The sequence below is a fragment of the Pararobbsia silviterrae genome, from assembly GCF_003628125.1.
In the GTDB taxonomy this organism is placed as follows: Bacteria; Pseudomonadota; Gammaproteobacteria; order Burkholderiales; family Burkholderiaceae; genus Pararobbsia; species Pararobbsia silviterrae.
In genome coordinates this window covers 994,127-1,011,099 of the sequence record NZ_RBZU01000001.1, presented here as the reverse complement: position 1 = coordinate 1,011,099, position 16,973 = coordinate 994,127, and the positions used below count along the sequence as shown (strand labels likewise).

15 protein-coding genes are annotated in these 16,973 nt (G+C 63.4%); 9 read left to right on the top strand and 6 right to left on the bottom strand.

Features of this window, described 5'->3' with window-relative positions:
• Nucleotides 1-726: 726 nt before the first annotated feature.
• The 5 genes from D7S86_RS04555 (at nt 727) to hpaR (ending at nt 5,950) form a co-directional block, all read left to right on the top strand.
• Entirely contained in the window at nt 727-1,968 is a 1,242-nt protein-coding gene (locus D7S86_RS04555) for an ABC transporter substrate-binding protein (protein ID WP_121083802.1), read from the top strand.
• Nucleotides 1,969-2,166: 198 nt separating this feature from the next.
• Nucleotides 2,167-3,045, top strand: a complete 879-nt coding sequence (locus tag D7S86_RS04550) for a carbohydrate ABC transporter permease (RefSeq protein WP_121084327.1) — start codon at nt 2,167-2,169, stop codon at nt 3,043-3,045.
• A complete protein-coding gene (locus D7S86_RS04545) occupies nt 3,035-3,892 on the top strand; it encodes a carbohydrate ABC transporter permease (RefSeq protein ID WP_121083800.1) in 858 nt (285 codons plus the stop codon). Before D7S86_RS04550 ends, D7S86_RS04545 begins: the two co-directional genes overlap by 11 nt.
• A gap of 80 nt (nt 3,893-3,972) precedes the next feature.
• Nucleotides 3,973-5,091 (top strand): ABC transporter ATP-binding protein, encoded by a 1,119-nt coding sequence (locus tag D7S86_RS04540; protein ID WP_121083798.1) that lies wholly within the window; start codon nt 3,973-3,975, stop codon nt 5,089-5,091.
• 310 nt (nt 5,092-5,401) lie between these two features.
• Nucleotides 5,402-5,950, top strand: coding sequence for a homoprotocatechuate degradation operon regulator HpaR (hpaR, locus tag D7S86_RS04535; protein WP_121083796.1), 549 nt, complete (start codon nt 5,402-5,404; stop codon nt 5,948-5,950).
• A 213-nt stretch (nt 5,951-6,163) separates the two neighbouring features.
• Here hpaR and D7S86_RS04530 read toward each other — a convergent pair whose 3' ends face one another.
• Nucleotides 6,164-7,117, bottom strand: coding sequence for a glycerophosphodiester phosphodiesterase family protein (locus D7S86_RS04530; RefSeq protein WP_420813191.1), 954 nt, complete (start codon nt 7,115-7,117; stop codon nt 6,164-6,166).
• Nucleotides 7,118-7,417: 300 nt separating this feature from the next.
• Here D7S86_RS04530 and hemL point away from each other — a divergent pair, with 300 nt between their 5' ends.
• From hemL to D7S86_RS04515, 3 genes are all read left to right on the top strand, one after another.
• Nucleotides 7,418-8,701: a glutamate-1-semialdehyde 2,1-aminomutase gene (gene hemL, locus D7S86_RS04525; protein WP_121083792.1), complete on the top strand. Its 1,284-nt coding sequence runs from the start codon at nt 7,418-7,420 to the stop codon at nt 8,699-8,701.
• Nucleotides 8,701-9,825, top strand: a complete 1,125-nt coding sequence (gene ribD, locus D7S86_RS04520; protein WP_121083790.1) for a bifunctional diaminohydroxyphosphoribosylaminopyrimidine deaminase/5-amino-6-(5-phosphoribosylamino)uracil reductase RibD — start codon at nt 8,701-8,703, stop codon at nt 9,823-9,825. Before hemL ends, ribD begins: the two co-directional genes overlap by 1 nt.
• 71 nt (nt 9,826-9,896) lie before the next feature.
• Nucleotides 9,897-10,532, top strand: coding sequence for a riboflavin synthase (locus tag D7S86_RS04515; protein ID WP_121083788.1), 636 nt, complete (start codon nt 9,897-9,899; stop codon nt 10,530-10,532).
• 187 nt (nt 10,533-10,719) lie between these two features.
• Here D7S86_RS04515 and D7S86_RS04510 read toward each other — a convergent pair whose 3' ends face one another.
• Nucleotides 10,720-11,691, bottom strand: coding sequence for an AraC family transcriptional regulator (locus D7S86_RS04510; RefSeq protein WP_121083786.1), 972 nt, complete (start codon nt 11,689-11,691; stop codon nt 10,720-10,722).
• A gap of 94 nt (nt 11,692-11,785) precedes the next feature.
• On the opposite strand from D7S86_RS04510, the gene D7S86_RS04505 reads away from it, so the two are divergent.
• Nucleotides 11,786-12,616, top strand: a complete 831-nt coding sequence (locus D7S86_RS04505; RefSeq protein WP_121083784.1) for an oxidoreductase — start codon at nt 11,786-11,788, stop codon at nt 12,614-12,616.
• A gap of 403 nt (nt 12,617-13,019) precedes the next feature.
• Here the strand turns inward: D7S86_RS04505 and D7S86_RS04500 are convergent, their stop codons facing one another.
• The 4 genes from D7S86_RS04500 to D7S86_RS04485 form a co-directional block, all read right to left on the bottom strand.
• On the bottom strand, nt 13,020-13,805 hold the full coding sequence (locus tag D7S86_RS04500) for a hypothetical protein (protein ID WP_147432223.1): 786 nt from the start codon (nt 13,803-13,805) through the stop codon (nt 13,020-13,022).
• An 86-nt stretch (nt 13,806-13,891) separates the two neighbouring features.
• Nucleotides 13,892-15,229 carry a DUF3443 family protein gene (locus tag D7S86_RS04495; protein WP_121083780.1) on the bottom strand — a complete coding sequence of 446 codons (1,338 nt, stop codon included), beginning with the start codon at nt 15,227-15,229 and terminating at the stop codon, nt 13,892-13,894.
• A gap of 27 nt (nt 15,230-15,256) precedes the next feature.
• Entirely contained in the window at nt 15,257-15,712 is a 456-nt protein-coding gene (locus tag D7S86_RS04490) for a DUF2844 domain-containing protein (protein WP_121084325.1), read from the bottom strand.
• 307 nt (nt 15,713-16,019) lie between these two features.
• Nucleotides 16,020-16,928 (bottom strand): LysR family transcriptional regulator, encoded by a 909-nt coding sequence (locus tag D7S86_RS04485; protein ID WP_121083778.1) that lies wholly within the window; start codon nt 16,926-16,928, stop codon nt 16,020-16,022.
• Nucleotides 16,929-16,973 lie beyond the last annotated feature (45 nt).

Below are 16,973 nucleotides of genomic sequence, written 5' to 3'. Positions count from 1 at the left end.
CCGGAGACGGCATCGCGATTCGCGCGGTGCCCATCACCGCGCACTCGCGTGCGCCGCATCCGGCCTCGCATGCCGGCGTCCGCCGCGGTTCGCGCGCTCGATCTCCGATGCGCCTGCCGCGCCTTTCGCCGATCCCGTGTCACATCGCTGACACGACAGGCCGATACGAAAACAGGTACCGCATGACCGGACTTCGCGCGCACGCGGCCAACATCGAGCCGATGATGATGACCACAGTCGCCGCGCCCTCGTGATAGGGAGTTCCCCTAGCCCGAGGTAGTCCGACCGATAAAATTTTTGACACTGAATTGTAGTTTAACTACAATCGAATTCAAGGGGTATCCCACGTTTCGGAATGCGCTGACCACACGTCGTGACGCGACGTTGACCGCTCGACGGTCCGCGCGTCGAAAGCGCATTGCGCCAGGGGGTCCGAAAGGGGTTGAGCGGCGCGGCGCGCGCGGCTCTCCTGCGAAACATGCAGCGGTTGCGACCGTACTTTCGGGTCACCAGGCCCCCCTGACCGGACGAGCAGCATCCTCGAATTTCAACAAGAGGTCCGGTCAATATCAAAAGAGGAGACACGTCTTTGCTGCACGCCATGTTCATCTCTTGAGAGCCGCGGACGATCGTGCCGCCGCTCGACCGTCCCCGAAGTCGTCAAAACAATGCCCGAGAGGGTAAGTCAACCATTCGTTTTCATCTGGTGTCTGGAGGAGATAAGCAATGAAAGTCCGTGCGATCATCGGCGCGCTGTGCGCAGCCGGAATGGTTTATGGCACCGCGCAAGCTGCCGAGCAGGTCGAAGTGCTCCACTGGTGGACGTCGGGCGGCGAAGCCAAGGCCGTCGGCGTGCTCAAGGACGACCTCGACAAGCAGGGCTATCAATGGAAGGACTACGCTGTCGCCGGTGGCGGCGGTGCAGCCGCCATGACGGCGCTGAAGACGCAGGTTATCTCGGGCAACCCGCCGTCGGCCGCTCAGATCAAGGGTCCGCTGATCCAGGAATGGGCGCAACAAGACGTGCTCGTGCCGATCGACGCAGCTGCCACCGACTGGGACAAGAACCTGCCCCCCGCGATCGACAAGATCATCAAGTACCAAGGCAAGACCGTCGGCGCACCGTTCTCGGTTCACCGCGTGAACTGGCTCTGGATCAACAAGGCCGCACTCGACAAGGCCGGCGCGCAACCGCCGAAGACCTGGCCGGAATTCTTCGCGCTGGCTGACAAGTTCAAGGCTGCCGGCCTGATCCCGGTCGCCGCCGGCGGTCAACCGTGGCAAGACCTGACGCTCTGGGAAGACGTCGTGCTGTCGCAAGGCAACGACTTCTACAAGAAGGCGATCGTCGACCTCGATCAGAAGACCCTGACGTCGGAACAGATGGTTCAAGTGTTCGACACGGTCCGCAAGATCACGACGTACTTCGACAAGGGCCACGCCGGCCGTGACTGGAACCTCGCGACGTCGATGGTCATCCAGGGCAAGGCAGGCATGCAGTTCATGGGCGACTGGGCGAAGGGCGAGTTCGCGAACGCGAGCAAGGTGCCGGGCAAGGACTATGTCTGCTCGCCGGCTCCGGGTTCGGAAAAGGGCTACACGTTCAACGTCGACTCGTTCGTGTTCTTCAAGGAGAAGGGTCAGTCGGCAGCGACGCCGGGCCAGCTCGCGCTTGCGAAGACGATCATGACGCCGGACTTCCAGGAACAGTTCAGCCTGTACAAGGGCTCGATCCCGGTCCGCCTGGGCGTGAACATGGACAAGTTCGACGACTGCGCGAAGGCGTCGTACGCGGATGAGCAATCGGCGATCAAGGGCGGCGGTTACGTCCCGTCGCTGGCTCACGGCATGGCGCAAGGTGACGCCGTCGCAGGCGCGATCACCGACGTCGTGACGAAGTTCATGAACTCGGACGAAGATTCGAAGACGGCTGTCGCCGAACTCGCGAAGGCAGCAAAGACGAAGTAATGTCAAAACAGCCTGGCCTTCGGGTCGGGCTGTCGAATATCGGTTGCTGCGGTGCGGCGTGACTTTCGGCCGCGACCTCGCAAACTGGTTGTTTATGTGAGTCCTTATGCCGGCACGGGCTTTTGCGTCGTGCCGGCTCGTTTTTAGGAGCGTGTTGTGGCTGTCTCCTTGAGCCCTACTCAACGGCGTGCGTCGTCGCTGAGCGCGGTCGCCGACCGCTGGATTCCGAAGCTCGTGCTGTCGCCGAGCGTCGTGATCAGCCTCGTGTTTGTTTACGGTTTCATCCTGATTACCGGTTATCTGTCGCTGTCGACGTCGCGACTGATGCCCAACTACACGTTCGCCGGCCTCGACCGGTACGAGGAACTGTTCTCGAACGACGTGTTCTGGACCTCGGCCAAGAATCTGGCCTTGTTCGGCATTCCCTTCATCGTGCTCTGCACGGTGCTCGGCCTGTTCCTCGCGATCCTGCTCGATCAGAAGATCCGCACCGAAGGCGCGCTGCGCGCGGTCTTTCTCTATCCGATGGCGCTGTCGTTCATCGTGACGGGGACCGCCTGGCAGTGGATCCTGAACCCGAGCATGGGCCTCGAGAAGGTGTTCCACGACTGGGGCTGGGCGTCGTTCTCGTTCGACTGGCTCGGCGACCCCGACAAGTCGATCTATTGCGTGGTCATCGCGGCCGTGTGGCAATCGACGGGCTTCTGCATGTCGCTGTTCCTCGCGGGTCTGCGCGGCGTCGACGGCGAGATCTTCAAGGCGGCCCAGGTCGACGGCGCGACGCTGCCGCGCATCTACCGCCAGATCGTGATTCCGAGCATGCGTCCGGTGTTCTTCTCGGTGCTGCTGATTCTGTGCCACATCACGATCAAGACGTTCGACCTCGTGATCGCGCTCAACGCAGGCGGTCCGGGCACGTCGTCGTATCTGCCCGCGATCTTCATGTACACGTTCTCGTTCAACCGCGGCCAGCTGGGTCTGGGCGCCGCTTCTTCCGTCATGATGTTGCTGACCGTGATTGCCGTGCTCGTTCCGCTGATGTATCTCGAATCGAGGAGCACGCGCAATGCAGCCTAAATTCACGATCAATCGCGCGATGATCTATGCGGTGCTGATCCTGTTCGCGCTGTACTTCGTTTTCCCGATCTACGTGATGCTGTCGACGTCGTTCAAGGACCTCGACACGCTGCGCGCGACGAACCTGCTGACGCCGCCGTCGCATCCGACGTGGGCGCCGTGGATCCGCGCGTGGTCCGAAGCCTGCACGGGCGTGCGCTGCGAAGGGATGCAGCCGTTCTTCATGAACTCGGTCAAGATGGTGATCCCGGCCGTGCTGCTCTCGTCGATCATCGGCGCGTTCAACGGCTATGTGCTCACGCACTGGCGCTTCCGCGGCGCCGACGGCTTGTTCACGATGCTGCTCGTCGGCTGCTTCATTCCGTTTCAGGCGATCCTGCTGCCGATGGCGCGTCTTGAAGGGCTGTTCGGTCTGTCGAATTCGACGACCGGCCTCGTCGTCGTTCACGTGATCTACGGGATCGCGTTCACGACGATGTTCTTCCGGAACTTCTACGTGTCGGTTCCGGCCGAGCTCGTCAAGGCGGCGCGCATCGACGGCGCGGGCTTTTTCATGATCTTCAACAAGATCCTGCTGCCCGTGTCGCTGCCGATCTTCATGGTGTGCCTGATCTGGCAATTCACGCAGATCTGGAACGACTTCTTGTTCGGTATCGTGTTCTCGGGCGTCGATTCGATGCCGATCACGGTCGCGTTGAACAACCTCGTGAACACCTCGACGGGCGTCAAGGAATACAACGTCGACATGGCGGCCGCGATCATCGCCGCATTGCCGACGCTGCTCGTCTATGTCGTCGCGGGTCGTTTTTTCGTGCGCGGGCTCACGGCCGGCGCGGTCAAGGGTTGATGGAACGCGCGGCGCGCCGTGCCGGTGCGCCGCGCCCTCCCCTGCCAACTCACAGTATTGTTTGAAGAGGATTCAGTCGCATGGCCAGCCTATCCATTCGTGACGTCTACAAGACCTACCCGAACGGCGTCGAAGTTCTGAAGGGCGTCGATATCGATATCGAAGACGGGCAGTTCCTGATCCTTGTCGGCGGCTCCGGCTGCGGCAAGTCGACACTGCTCAACATGATCGCGGGTCTCGAGACCGTCACGCGCGGCGAAATCCGCATCGAGGACAAGGTCGTCAACGACCTGTCGCCGAAGGATCGCGACATCGCGATGGTGTTCCAGTCGTATGCGCTCTATCCGTCGATGACGGTCCGCGAAAACATCGCGTTCGGCCTCAACATCCGCAAGGTGCCGCAGAACGAGCAAAAGGAAATCATCGGCCGCGTGTCGGAGATGCTCCAGATGAGCCATCTGCTCGACCGCAAGCCGGGCCAACTGTCGGGCGGCCAGCGTCAGCGCGTCGCGATGGGCCGCGCGCTCGCGCGCGATCCGAAGATGTTCCTGTTCGACGAACCGCTGTCGAACCTCGACGCGAAGCTGCGTATCGAACTGCGTTCCGAAATCAAGCTGCTGCATCAACGCCTCGGCACGACGATCGTCTACGTGACGCACGATCAGATCGAAGCGATGACGCTCGGCGACCGGATCGCGGTCATGAAGGACGGCGTCGTTCAGCAATTCGGCGCACCGCAGGACATCTACAACAGCCCGTCGAATCTGTTCGTCGCGGGCTTTATCGGCGCGCCGTCGATGAACTTCGTCAAGGGCACGCTCGTCGAGGCGGGCTCGGGCGTCGGCCTCACGATCGACACGGGCGTGCAGAAGACGGTGCTGAATCTGCCGTTCAGCGCGAACGCCGTGCGTGCGTCGATCGGCAAGGACGTGATCCTCGGCCTGCGTCCGGAGCGCATCACCGACGACCGCAGCGCGCACAACGTCGCCGATGCGCAGCTCCAGAGCGTTCAGGTCAAGGTCGACGTGATCGAGCCGACGGGTCCGGATACGCTCGTGTTCTTCAAGCTCAACGGCGCCCGCGCGATCAGCCGCGTGCACCCGTCGTCGAATCCGCATGCGCACGAAACGCTTGCGCTGTTGTTCGACGTGTCGAAGGCCGTGCTGTTCGACCCGACGACCGAAGCACGTATCGCTTAAAGCATCATGCCCTCGGCGTGCCGGTTCGCCGGCCGCCGGTTGATCGGTTGTCGCTCAGGCCGCTGTCGCTTAGGCGGCTGTCGCTTAGGTGACTGTCGCTTAGTCGGCCGTCAATGGGTCGGATGCGGACGAGTCGGTACCGGCCGCCCCCGGTTGGGCAACCGTCGCGCCCCTCGCGGTTCCAGCAGTCCAGCAGTTCACGTCGTTCCCCTGACGTTCTCGTAGTTTCCCGACGTTCAACGCGTCGCCGCCCGGCGACGACCGGCGCGCCGCCGATGCCGCGCGGCGCCCACGCGCAAACGGATATCCGATGACTGGCGAGTTTCAACACCGCAATTTGCCGATGTTGCTGCTGCAGGCACGTGAGGCTGCGATGTCGGTGTTCCGGCCCATACTCAAGCGGTTTTCGCTGACGGAGCAGCAATGGCGCATCATTCGCGTGCTGCACGATCACCCGATCGGCGAGATGGAAGCCGGACAGATCGCAAAGGAATGCTGCATCCTGAGCCCGAGCCTCACAGGCGTGCTCGAACGCATGGAACGCGACGGGCTCGTCCAGCGCGTGCGCCCGGCCCAGGACCAGCGTAAGGTCGTCGTTTCCTTGAGCGCGAACAGCAAGGCGCTCGTCGCGCGGATCGGCCCCCTGATCGAAGAGCAGTACCGTCGCATCGAAGACAAGATCGGCATCCCGCGCCTCAACGAGCTCTGCGAGGTGCTCGACGATCTGAAGACGGGCATCGCATCCGTCGATCCCGTCGGCCACGGCGTCGTGCCCGAACGTGTCGCCCCGCCGGGCCTGTCGGCCGAGAACGATCCGCTGACCGACGACGATCCCGAAATCGAAACCTTCGCACACTGATCGCTCACGCGGGCCGCGCTTTCGAGTCGCCCTTTCGGGTCGCGTATTCCGATCGCAAATTCGGGTCTCACCTTCCCCATTCGGATCTTGCATGCGTGGCGCAGATTCGGGGCGCGCCCTCGGATCCCACGACGGATCCCACCTGTCGCCTCCACGATTCGCCCGCACGGCCCCACGGCGAACATCGTCCGCGCGATGCGTTCGACGCATCCGTTAACGCATCGCCGAGCAGTCGAATCGTTGTGCCGTCTGCGCGCGCCATTCGCGCGCGTTCTTCGGCGAATCGACGAGTACCGCCTCGATACCGAGACATCCGGCCTCGCGATACGCATCGAGCGAATTGATCCCGATCGCGATCGTATGCGCGGGACCGTTCGTATCGAGACAGGCCAGCGCCGCGCGCGTCCAGAGCTTCGCGCGCACGGGCGAGCGTCCTTCGCCGAGCGTGAACGTCTCGATCACCTGCATGTCGCGCTGCCATTCGAACGCGGTCCAGACGCCGTTATCAGGCGCATCGCAGCGCCCTGACAAGGCAACATCGAGCAAACGGCCGCGCGTCGCATCGCGCGACTCGAACATCCGCGCGAGCCGGTATCCGGCAAACGCCTTCTGGTATGACGCATCCGTCGAGTAAATCAGCACGCGCGACCACGCGCCGCGCGCGGTCAGCACATTCGCGACGGCGCGCGCCTGCGGTTCGGCCGGCAAGGCTTTCATATCGAGAATCACGGGCACATCGGCCGGAATCGCGGCGAGCGCCGCATCGAGCGTCGGAATCGGGGTGGGGTTCGCACGATACGGATAGACGACCTCGCCGTTCGGAAGACGCGTCGAGAAGTTCCAGCCGGCGTTGATCTGCGTGAGCTCCGCGGCCGTGCGCGATGAAACGGGCCCGCGTTCGGGCGTCAGCGCGCTGAGATCGTTCGGACGATAGAGCACGGGCACGCCGTCGGCGCTGATCTGAACCGTGAGCCAGATCCGGTCGGCGCCGTTGTGAAGCGCGCCGTCGATTGCGCGGAGCGTGTTCTCGGGATAATCCGCCGTGCCCGCGCGATGCGCGACGATCGCGGGCAAACGCGGCCCCGCCCTGTCCGCCTCCGCGACGCCACAGCCCGCCAGCGCACCCGTCATGACCATCACGCACAATCCCGCCGCCAATCGATGCATCGTGTTCTCCATATCGCGCCATATCACGCGACGGCCACCGGGCCGGCACAAAGGACCGTCAGTATCGTCGTTCGCAAAAGACGGGAGGTGGCAAAATCCGATGAAAATAGGCTCGGACAATGCTGACGCGCGGTAGTCCGCGAGAGGATCCGGCTCAGATCCGATCCGCACGATCGTAGCCGCGCCGTATGTCGCGCACGCGCCATGGCCATCCTCAGTGCCAAATGAAGCGCTCCGGTACAATCGCCGCTTGGCGGGCTTTTGCGCCCGTACCTGCCCACGTCCCTCTAGCCCATCTCCATGTCGCAAAACCAGAGCCTCTTCGAGCGCGCGCAGCGGACCATCCCCGGCGGCGTCAATTCCCCCGTGCGGGCTTTCCGTTCGGTCGGCGGCACGCCGCGCTTCATCGAACGCGCGCAAGGCCCCTACTTCTGGGACGCCGAAGGCAAGCGCTATGTCGACTACATCGGGTCGTGGGGACCGATGATCGTCGGCCATCTGCATCCCGAAGTCCTCGAAGCCGTCCAGCGCGCGCTGCACAGCGGTTTCAGCTTCGGCGCGCCGACTGAAGCCGAGATCGAAATCGCCGAGGAAATCTGCCGTCTCGTGCCGTCGATCGAGCAGGTTCGCCTCGTGTCGAGCGGCACCGAAGCCACGATGAGCGCCCTGCGCCTCGCGCGCGGCTTCACGGGCCGCAGCCGCATCGTCAAGTTCGAAGGCTGCTATCACGGGCATGCCGACAGCCTGCTCGTCAAGGCGGGTTCCGGCCTGCTCACGTTCGGCAACCCGACCTCCGCGGGCGTCTCGCCCGAAATCGCCGCGCAGACGACGGTGCTCGAATACAACAACGTCGAGCAACTGCGCGAATTCTTCGGCTCGCTGGGCAACGAGACGGCGGCGGTCATCGTCGAACCGGTCGCGGGCAATATGAACCTGATCCAGCCGACGCGCGCCTTCCTGACGGCGCTGCGCGAACTCTGCACGGCCCACGGCACCGTGCTGATCTTCGACGAAGTCATGTGCGGTTTTCGCGTCGCGCTCGGCGGCGCGCAAGCGCTGTTCGGCATCAAACCGGACCTGACGTGTCTGGGCAAGGTCATCGGCGGCGGCATGCCGATCGCGGCGTTCGGCGGAAGGCGCGACATCATGGCGATGCTCGCACCGCTCGGCGCGGTCTATCAGGCCGGCACGCTGTCGGGCAATCCCGTCGCGGTCGCGGCGGGTCTCGCGACGTTGCGGCTGATCGCGGAGCCGGGCTTCTTCGAAGACCTCGGCGCGCGGACCGCGCGGCTCGCGCGGGGTCTGTCGGACGCGGCGCGTGAAGCGGGGGTCGCGTTTTCGGCGGATTCGATCGGCGGCATGTTCGGCATCTATTTCGCGCCCGAGGTGCCGAAGCGTTTCGCCGACGTCACGCAATCGGATATCCCGCGTTTCAACACGTTCTTCCACGCGATGCTCGACGCAGGCATCTACTTCGCGCCGTCGGCCTACGAGGCCGGCTTCGTGTCGAGCGTGCATACCGATGCCGTGATCGACGAGACGATCGCGCATGCGAGCACGGTGTTCTCGACGCTGGCGGCCTGATGTTTTCGGACATCGATTTCGCGCATATGGAGCGGGCGCTCGCGCTCGCGACGCGGGGTCTCTATACGACGACGCCGAATCCGCGCGTGGGCTGCGTGCTCGTCAAGGACGGCATCGTGATCGGCGAAGGGTTCACGCAGCCGGCCGGCCAGGATCACGCCGAGATCCGCGCGCTCAAGGATGCGCGCGCGCGCGGCCACGATCCGCGCGGCGCGACGGCCTACGTGACGCTCGAACCGTGCAGCCATTTCGGCCGCACGCCGCCGTGCGCGAATGCGCTGATCGACGCGAAGATCGCGCGCGTGATCGCCGCGATGGAAGATCCGAATCCGCAGGTGTCGGGGCGCGGGCTCCAGATCCTGCGCGCGGCCGGCATCGATGTCCGGTGCGGGCTGCTCGAACGCGAATCGTATGAACTCAATATCGGCTTCGTATCGCGGATGACGCGCAAGCGGCCCTGGGTCCGCGTGAAGGTCGCCGCGAGTCTCGACGGCCATACGGCGCTGCCCGACGGCACGAGCCAATGGATCACGGGCGACGTCGCGCGTGACGACGGCCACGCATGGCGTGCGCGCGCGTGCGCGATTCTCACGGGGATCGGGACCGTGCTCGGTGACGATCCGCAGATGACCGTGCGCGCGATCGACACGCCGCGCCAGCCGCTGCGCGTGCTCGTCGACCGCAATCTCGAGGTGCCCGCCGCGGCGCGTCTGCTCGTCGGCGCGCCGCCGCTCGTCTATTGCGCGCGCGACGACGGCGACGCGGCCGCGCGCGCGCAGGCGTTGCGCGATCGCGGCATCGAGGTCGTCGCGTTGCCGAACGAAGCGGGCAAGGTCGATTTGCGCGCGATGCTGCTCGATCTCGGCGCGCGCGGCATCAACGAACTCCACGTCGAAGCGGGTCACAAGCTGCATGGTTCGATGCTTCGCGAGGGCTGTGTCGACGAACTGCTGCTCTACGTCGCGCCGAGCCTGCTCGGCGACGCGATGCCGATGTTCAATCTCGCGCCGCCGGCGACGCTCGATGCGCGCATGCAGCTGAGCTTTCATTCGGTCGATCGGCTCGGCGACGATTTGAGAATCCTCGCGCGCGTCGAGACGTCCGTACCGAAGCCGACTGCATAAGCACGCTAAGCACGCGGTGCGCGCCGCATCGTGCGCGCCGCCTATTCATCACGATCAGAGGGAATGGAGCCATGTTCACAGGTATTGTCGCGGCCGTCGGCCGTATCGAATCGGTCGAACCCGAGCGCGCGGGCGATCCGGATGCGGGCGTGCGCCTGACGATCGAAGCCGGCACGCTGGGGCTCGACGATGTGGCGACGGGCGACAGCATCTCGATCCAGGGCGCCTGCATGACGGCGGTCGAGATCGAGGGCAACCGGTTCACGGTTGATGTGTCGCGCGAGAGTCTTAATTGCACGGCGGGTCTCGATGTGCCGGGCGACGTGAATCTCGAGAAGGCCCTGCGCGCGAACGACCGGCTCGGCGGCCATCTGGTGTCGGGACATGTCGATGGACTCGGCGTCGTGACGCGGTTCGCGCCCGTCGGCGAGTCGCATGAACTGCGCGTGCTCGCGCCGCATTCGATCGGCCGGTATCTAGCGTTCAAGGGATCGGTGACGGTCAACGGCGTGAGCCTGACGGTCAACGCGGTCGACGATCGCGAAGCGGGCTGCGAATTCTCGATCAATCTGATCCCGCATACGATCGAAGTCACGACGCTCAAGCATCTGCGCGAAGGCAGCAAGGTCAATCTCGAGATCGATGTGATTGCGCGGTATGTGGAGCGGATGTTGAGCGCGGGTCAGACGGCAACAGCATTGAAGTGATCCACGTGCCGGCGAGTCGAGTGTATGGAATCGACTCGCCAAACTCGAATCGCGTCCGGCGCATTGCGGCGGCAAGCTGTCCTCCACGACGACGTTGCGAGCGCTTGCTGCCGCCTTCTAGCGGACATTCGTGTGTCCGATTCGTGGTCCGATCACAAACGCTCGCCTCCATCGCACCGCGCCCGACTCAATGCGACGAGACGTAGTCCGTATCGGCGAATGCCGCCGGTATCGCGAAGCTCTCGCGCATACGCCTGGCCTCAGCGGCGGGCGTCAAGCCAAACAGACGCCGGAATTCCCTGCTGAACTGCGACGGACTCGCGTAACCCACGGCATGTCCTGCCGCCTCCGCGGTCAGATCCTCGCGGACCATGAGCAAGCGAGCTTGATGAAGGCGCGTCGACTTCACGTATTGCATCGGCGATACATGCGTCATCGCCTTGAAATGGCTGTGGAAGCTCGGAATGCTCATGCCCGCTTCGTTCGCCAATTGCCCAACGTCGAGAGGTTGCGCATAGCGCGCATGAATCAGGCGGAGTGAGCGGCCTATCTGGCCAAACTGCCCGCGCATCGACAACGCCTCGCGCAACGAGCGGCCCTGCGCGCCGGTGAGCACCCGGAAATACAGCTCACGCAGCAGCCCGGCACCCAACACAGCCGCTTCGAGCGGCCGATGCATCGCCTCAAGGAAGCGCAGCACGGACGCTTGCATCGCATCGTCCATCGGCGTCGACATCATGCTCTGCGGTGCCGGCGCGTGCTCCGGCGCGCCCTCGCGGTCGATCCGCTCCGCGAGCTCGGCGGCCAATGCGAAATCGAGGTGCAGATACAGCGCGAGCAGGGGGTGCGCTTCGGTTGCGTCGGTCTCCATGCTGAACGGCACAGGCACCGACACGGCCAGGTAGTGACGCTCGTCGTACACGTAAAGCCGGTCGCCGAAATAGCCGCGCTTGCGACCCTGACAAACGATGACGATCCCGGGGTCGTAGAGCACGGGGGTGCGCGATAAGGCCCGGTTCGACCGCAAGATACGCACACCAGGCAGCGCCGTCAGGTTGTAACCCTCTTCGGGCGCCAACTCGCGCAGCAGGGCAACCATGCGTTTCTGGCTGCGAGACGATAAAACGGAATGCGGGGTCGAAGCGGAGATCGCGCTCATAGTTTTATGCAAGAAAATCAGCGGAATTCGGCTTAATTTTGCTCGTTTGTCAGCCTAACATGCAATCTCCAATCGACATTCGGGAGAAGCCGCCATGGCATCCAGCAAGACTCTGCTCATCACCGGCGTCAGCAGCGGCTTTGGCCGCGCGCTCGCACGCGAAGCGCTGGCGGTGGGTCATAAAGTTGTCGGCACGGTGAGACGTGCCGAGGCAAAGCGTGAGTTCGAGTCCCTATCCGCCGATGCCTGGGGACGCGTGCTCGACGTCACCGACTTCGACGCCATCGACGACGCCGTGGCCGACATCGAGGCCAGCGTCGGGCCGATCGATGTGCTGGTCAACAATGCCGGCTACGGCCACGAAGGCATCATGGAGGAATCGCCGCTCTCGGACATGCGTCAGCAGTTCGACGTGAATGTATTCGGCGCGGTCGCCATGATGAAGGCGGTGCTGCCGTTCATGCGCGCGCGCCGACGCGGCCACATTCTGAATATCACATCGATGGGCGGCTACATCACGATGCCGGGCATCGCTTACTACTGCGGGAGCAAGTTTGCGCTGGAAGGCATCTCCGAGGCGCTCGGCAAAGAGGTCAAGCCCTTCGGCATCGCCGTGACCGCGGTGGCGCCGGGCTCCTTTCGCACGGACTGGGCGGGTCGCTCGATGACGCGGACCCCGCGCTCGATCTCGGACTATGACGACCTGTTCAATCCGATCCGACAGGCACGCGAGGAAAAGAGCGGCAAGCAATTGGGCGATCCGAGGAAAGCGGCGCAAGCGATGTTGGCCGCCATTGCAGCGGATCGACCGCCCGCACATCTTTTGCTCGGGAGTGACGCGCTCGGGCTTGTGCGAGACAAGCTGTCGGCATTGAGCACGGAAATCAGCGCGTGGGAGGCAACCACCGTTTCGACGGACGGCTGATTCGCGTCATGGGGGGAATTTGTCGAGACGCCGAAATCAGCGCGTCGGGTGCGAACGAGGCGATTCTCACCGCATTTGGAAGTCCGTTGGCCATGCGAACCGGCGCGCTTCTCCCGACATACCGAACGACGGCTCAGGGTTTGAGAGAGGCGGTCGGGTGAGGTTGACCAAACGACGTACGATGTTGAAAGCACTCGATATCGGGCACCCGCTCTCTCCCTCTGCAAAGGGCGAAGTAATACGTCACTGTGCATGACGCAAATCGCCGTTGCGCATCGCGAGCGGTCGTCGGTACGGCAAGAGCCGAATGACGCCGACGGATCGCACTCGCCCGCTGTCGAAAACAGGACGTCAACATGCAACGTCCGCAGCTAGCCGAAGCCCGGCTCATTTGTCAGAAAGGTTAGATATCGAGCCGGCGAAGAATGAACCGAGACGGCGCCTCCCCATCAAGACGCGCGTACTGCTCGACATTCCGATCAAATTCCTCACCGTGTTTCTTCAAGTGTCGCCTGAATTTCTCAAGCGATTCGCCGATGCGTGCGTCATCGCTTGCCAGCTTGATCACGGCCGGGATATCGATGTTCTCGCCCAAAAAACCGAGATAGATATCAAACGCATCACGTTCCCGCTTTTGCTTTTGGCAACTATCCATCTTTGTCGCAAACATGCCGTCGAAAGTCACGAGATTGAAGGGAATACCATCAATCTCCTCGCGCGAAAAAAGCGCTCGCTTAAAGAGGACTTCCGAATTCGGAAGGACGATCGACATCATTTTCTTGGAAACTGCTTCAGCGTTTGTCAGCGGCACATCAAGATCAAGATGATCGACAAACATGCCCGCCTTGTCCTTGTCGGACTGCATCCTCGGATGCAGAAGGTCGATGTTGAAGACAAAGTCCTTGTCTCTGATCGTCTGAACCCTCATCAATTGAAACGGATGCTTGGCGGACGGGATAAAGCCGGAACCGAGCAAACGTTGAATGACGGTGTCGATCGAGTGACTGGCGTAGGCATCGTAAAAGAGCAGATCGACGTCGAGCGTCCCGGGATGCGTCAGCGACGTCGTGTTGCGCAGAGCAGGACACCATCCGCCGATCACCATGTATTGGAGATCCGGAATTGCCTGCAGCGCGATAGCGGTGTCCTTCAGGAGCGCCCGAGCACCGTCTTGTATGGAATTGAGCATGGACATGACTGCTGACAAGAAATTCACGCAACTGAAACGGACCGGCGCTGCACAGCGTGGTCGCGCCGCGTCTAACGCATGCGACCCTAACTCCCGAGCGGACTAACCGCGACATATCCGCCGGTCCCGTCGATGCCCGTCTGATTGCCGATATAGACGTTGCGCGCATAGAAGAACGGCATGCCAAAGTCCAGGCCGCTGATGGAGACGTAGGTGTTGACCGCAGCCACGTCGTCGATCGCGTAGTTGGCCGACGCGCCCTCCAATACCGAAGCCGCACTCGCGATCGAGATCGACCCGCTGTAGCGGTTCGCGCTCGCCCCACTCGTATCGGTGAACACGACCGGCTCAGTCGTCGTCGAACTCGGGCAGAAGAAATCCGTGAGCCCGCTGTCGGTACAGATCGACAAACCGAGCTGGGACTGCGTGAACGTATAAGCCGTCGAGCCCGTGTCGACAAACGAGTTCGCAATCGACGAACCGTTCATCGTCGCGGTGAAATCGCCATACGCGTCGGTCGGAATCGGACTCGCCGACTCGAGCGCGTTATTGCTCTGTGTTCCGATGCCCAAGATCAACGCCCCGGTCGCGCTCACCGCGCCGCTCCCGCTGATCGCCGGCAACTGGATGATCACGCCGTTGTTGTCCGTCGCCATGCCGTACACGACGTTGGCGATCTGCTTGGCCAGCGGCACGTTGATCGACGCGCACGCACTCGTCGTCGACGGGCATCGGTAGTAATACGCGTCCACGGGCGTCGACGCACTGACGCACGCAGTGCCGCAGTCGTATTGAATGCCGTTGACGCCGACGATGCCGTTGGCCCCCAGTGAAGACGCCGAATTATCGATGTTGCCGGCGCCCGCGCTGTCGCAGTCGGTCGGCACGGGCCCCTGCGTCGACGTGTCGTTGATGACCTGGATATTCTGACCCGCCGACGTGGTTTCCGAACCGAGCGTCACGCTTGCCTCGCGCACCGTGCCCCACGTGTAGCTGCTCGCGAAAACCTCGCATTCATCGATGCCGTTGCCGCTCGTCGTATCGACTTGCTGAGTCAGACTCGACAGCGTGTTGGTCAGCTTGCTCGCGAGAACGCGCAGACCGACCGAGCCCGTATCGACAAGCACATTGGGAATCGTGTCGCACAGCGTCGCATCGGTCGGCGAACAGACCTTGACCGTCACGAACCCGGTGTTCGGCAAATCCGGATTCGGACCGGCTGCGACCGTCAGCGTAACCACGTTGCTGCCCGAGGTCTGCAAGGCGAGCGAGGTCGTGCCCGAGGTCCCGCTCGACCCTGTCGTCGAATCGCTCGCGTTGCCGCCTGCGCCGCCGCCCCCGCCGCCGCATGCGGCAAGCACCGCCGCCAACGCACCCGCAAAGGCCCAGCCCTGGAATCGTTTGATCGTGTCAAGCACCCGCATCGGACACCCCGGAGACGGTTGTTCTCTTTATTGAATCGCGCTGACGTCGACGCCGCTCGGCACGAGATCGACGACATAGGCACGGCCGACGAAATGTCTCGGGTGTCCGCCGATCTGCACGACCACGCCGTCGAACGTCATCGATACGCCGCCGCGATGGCCCGTTGCCGCACGCAAGGCCGCGCTGTATTCGGAGAACACGTCGCTACCCATGAAGTTCTGTAGATCGGGCTGAAACGGCCCGGACCACCCGATACCGAAGACTTCACCGCTCGTCGTCAGGTACTCGCGCTCCGTCGTGCCGTTTGCGAGCGTTTCCTCTCGCACGGTGTAACGCGAAGACGTCGCCGCGGCGATCGAAACGCCGGCCATCGTCGATGCGGCTGCGGCCGGCAACGTCGGCGACCCGCCAAGCGCGGCATAGGCGTTGACGCTCAAGACGGTCGACACCATGACGGCCAGCGCCGAATAAGGTTTAAGCATGTTGGACTCGACAAAACGCACCTGCGGAGGCGCTGCTGAAGCGCGAAAACTTCACACGCGGAGACACGGGTCAGGCTGAAACGGATCGGACTGGCGCGCACAGTGTAGGGGCTCGCCGGGCGCAAATCAATTCGTGCGTCGATCCCAAGCGCCAAACGCGAATGCCTTGTCGGCATATCTAGCGAAACGTCTCGCTCAACATGTCGAGCCCGTCAGGCGAATGGCGGAACACCACGCTCACGGTCAAATCAGCGACCCGATGAACGACACGCCGACAACGCCCCTTCCAAAACGCTTTCGACAACGCCTACGCCATCGACAACTCCGCCGTCTGACCGATCAGCTCGACCAACACGTCGGCGATCAGTCGCACGCGAGGCGAGCGTTTGACGTCCGGATGCATGACGAGCCAGATCTGCCGAACGGCCGCGCCCGCATGGTCCGACAGCAAGCAAAGGGCCGGATCGTGCGCGGCCAGAAAACCGGGCAACGCGGCCACGCCGAGCCCCGCTCGCGCGGCATGGAGCAGTGCGGCGAGATCGTTGCTCCGGAACACGAAGCGGCGGTCTCCGGCGATCTGGTTGAGCCAACGCTGCTGAGGCACCTGCCCGAGACTCTCGTCATAGCCAAGGAAAGCCCATTCGGACTGCGGTCGATCCGCATATCCGGCCGCCGCGTAGAGGCCATACCCCATCTTCCCGATGCATCGCGCGACGAGACCCGGCGCGGTCGGCCTCGACAGGCGGATGGCAAGATCGGCTTCGCCGCGCGCCAGGTTCGCGTCGCGCGATTCCCCGACGACCTCCAGATCGACGTTCGCCCACCGAGCCCGCAGCGCCGCCATGCCGGGCACCAGAAGATGACTCGCGAGCACGGGCGGCGCGGAAAGGCGCACCGTCCCCTTGAGCGACGAGACGCCCACGGCGGCCCTCGCAAATGCCTGCGCCTCGTCATCGAGACGCGCCGCCTGTCTGGCCAACGCCTCGCCCTCGGCTGTCAGCGACCACCCTTTCGGCAAGCGGTCGAACAGCCTGACGTCGAGCGACTGCTCGAGCGCTTCGACCCGCCGGGCGACGGTCGAATGCTCGACGGACAAGCTGCGCGCCGCACCCGAGAGGCTGCCGATCCTCGCCAGCTCGAGGAAATAGCGGACGTCGTCCCATTGCAGACGCGGGCCCTCCGCTGGCACGCTTCCTGTGTTTTTTTGCACACGCATTGCCGATTTATCCGGAATTGTTCTGTGAATTCGCACACTTCAACA

Bases quoted from the DNA above. Each gene is read 5' to 3' on its own strand.
- D7S86_RS04555 (WP_121083802.1), top strand. From the start codon at position 727: ATGAAAGTCCGTGCGATCATCGGCGCGCTGTGCGCAGCCGGAATGGTT.
- D7S86_RS04545 (WP_121083800.1), top strand. From the start codon at position 3,035: ATGCAGCCTAAATTCACGATCAATCGCGCGATGATCTATGCGGTGCTG.
- D7S86_RS04540 (WP_121083798.1), top strand. From the start codon at position 3,973: ATGGCCAGCCTATCCATTCGTGACGTCTACAAGACCTACCCGAACGGC.
- hpaR (WP_121083796.1), top strand. From the start codon at position 5,402: ATGACTGGCGAGTTTCAACACCGCAATTTGCCGATGTTGCTGCTGCAG.
- D7S86_RS04530 (WP_420813191.1), bottom strand. From the start codon at position 7,117: ATGCATCGATTGGCGGCGGGATTGTGCGTGATGGTCATGACGGGTGCG.
- hemL (WP_121083792.1), top strand. From the start codon at position 7,418: ATGTCGCAAAACCAGAGCCTCTTCGAGCGCGCGCAGCGGACCATCCCC.
- ribD (WP_121083790.1), top strand. From the start codon at position 8,701: ATGTTTTCGGACATCGATTTCGCGCATATGGAGCGGGCGCTCGCGCTC.
- D7S86_RS04515 (WP_121083788.1), top strand. From the start codon at position 9,897: ATGTTCACAGGTATTGTCGCGGCCGTCGGCCGTATCGAATCGGTCGAA.
- D7S86_RS04510 (WP_121083786.1), bottom strand. From the start codon at position 11,691: ATGAGCGCGATCTCCGCTTCGACCCCGCATTCCGTTTTATCGTCTCGC.
- D7S86_RS04505 (WP_121083784.1), top strand. From the start codon at position 11,786: ATGGCATCCAGCAAGACTCTGCTCATCACCGGCGTCAGCAGCGGCTTT.
- D7S86_RS04500 (WP_147432223.1), bottom strand. From the start codon at position 13,805: ATGCTCAATTCCATACAAGACGGTGCTCGGGCGCTCCTGAAGGACACC.
- D7S86_RS04495 (WP_121083780.1), bottom strand. From the start codon at position 15,229: ATGCGGGTGCTTGACACGATCAAACGATTCCAGGGCTGGGCCTTTGCG.
- D7S86_RS04490 (WP_121084325.1), bottom strand. From the start codon at position 15,712: ATGCTTAAACCTTATTCGGCGCTGGCCGTCATGGTGTCGACCGTCTTG.
- D7S86_RS04485 (WP_121083778.1), bottom strand. From the start codon at position 16,928: ATGCGTGTGCAAAAAAACACAGGAAGCGTGCCAGCGGAGGGCCCGCGT.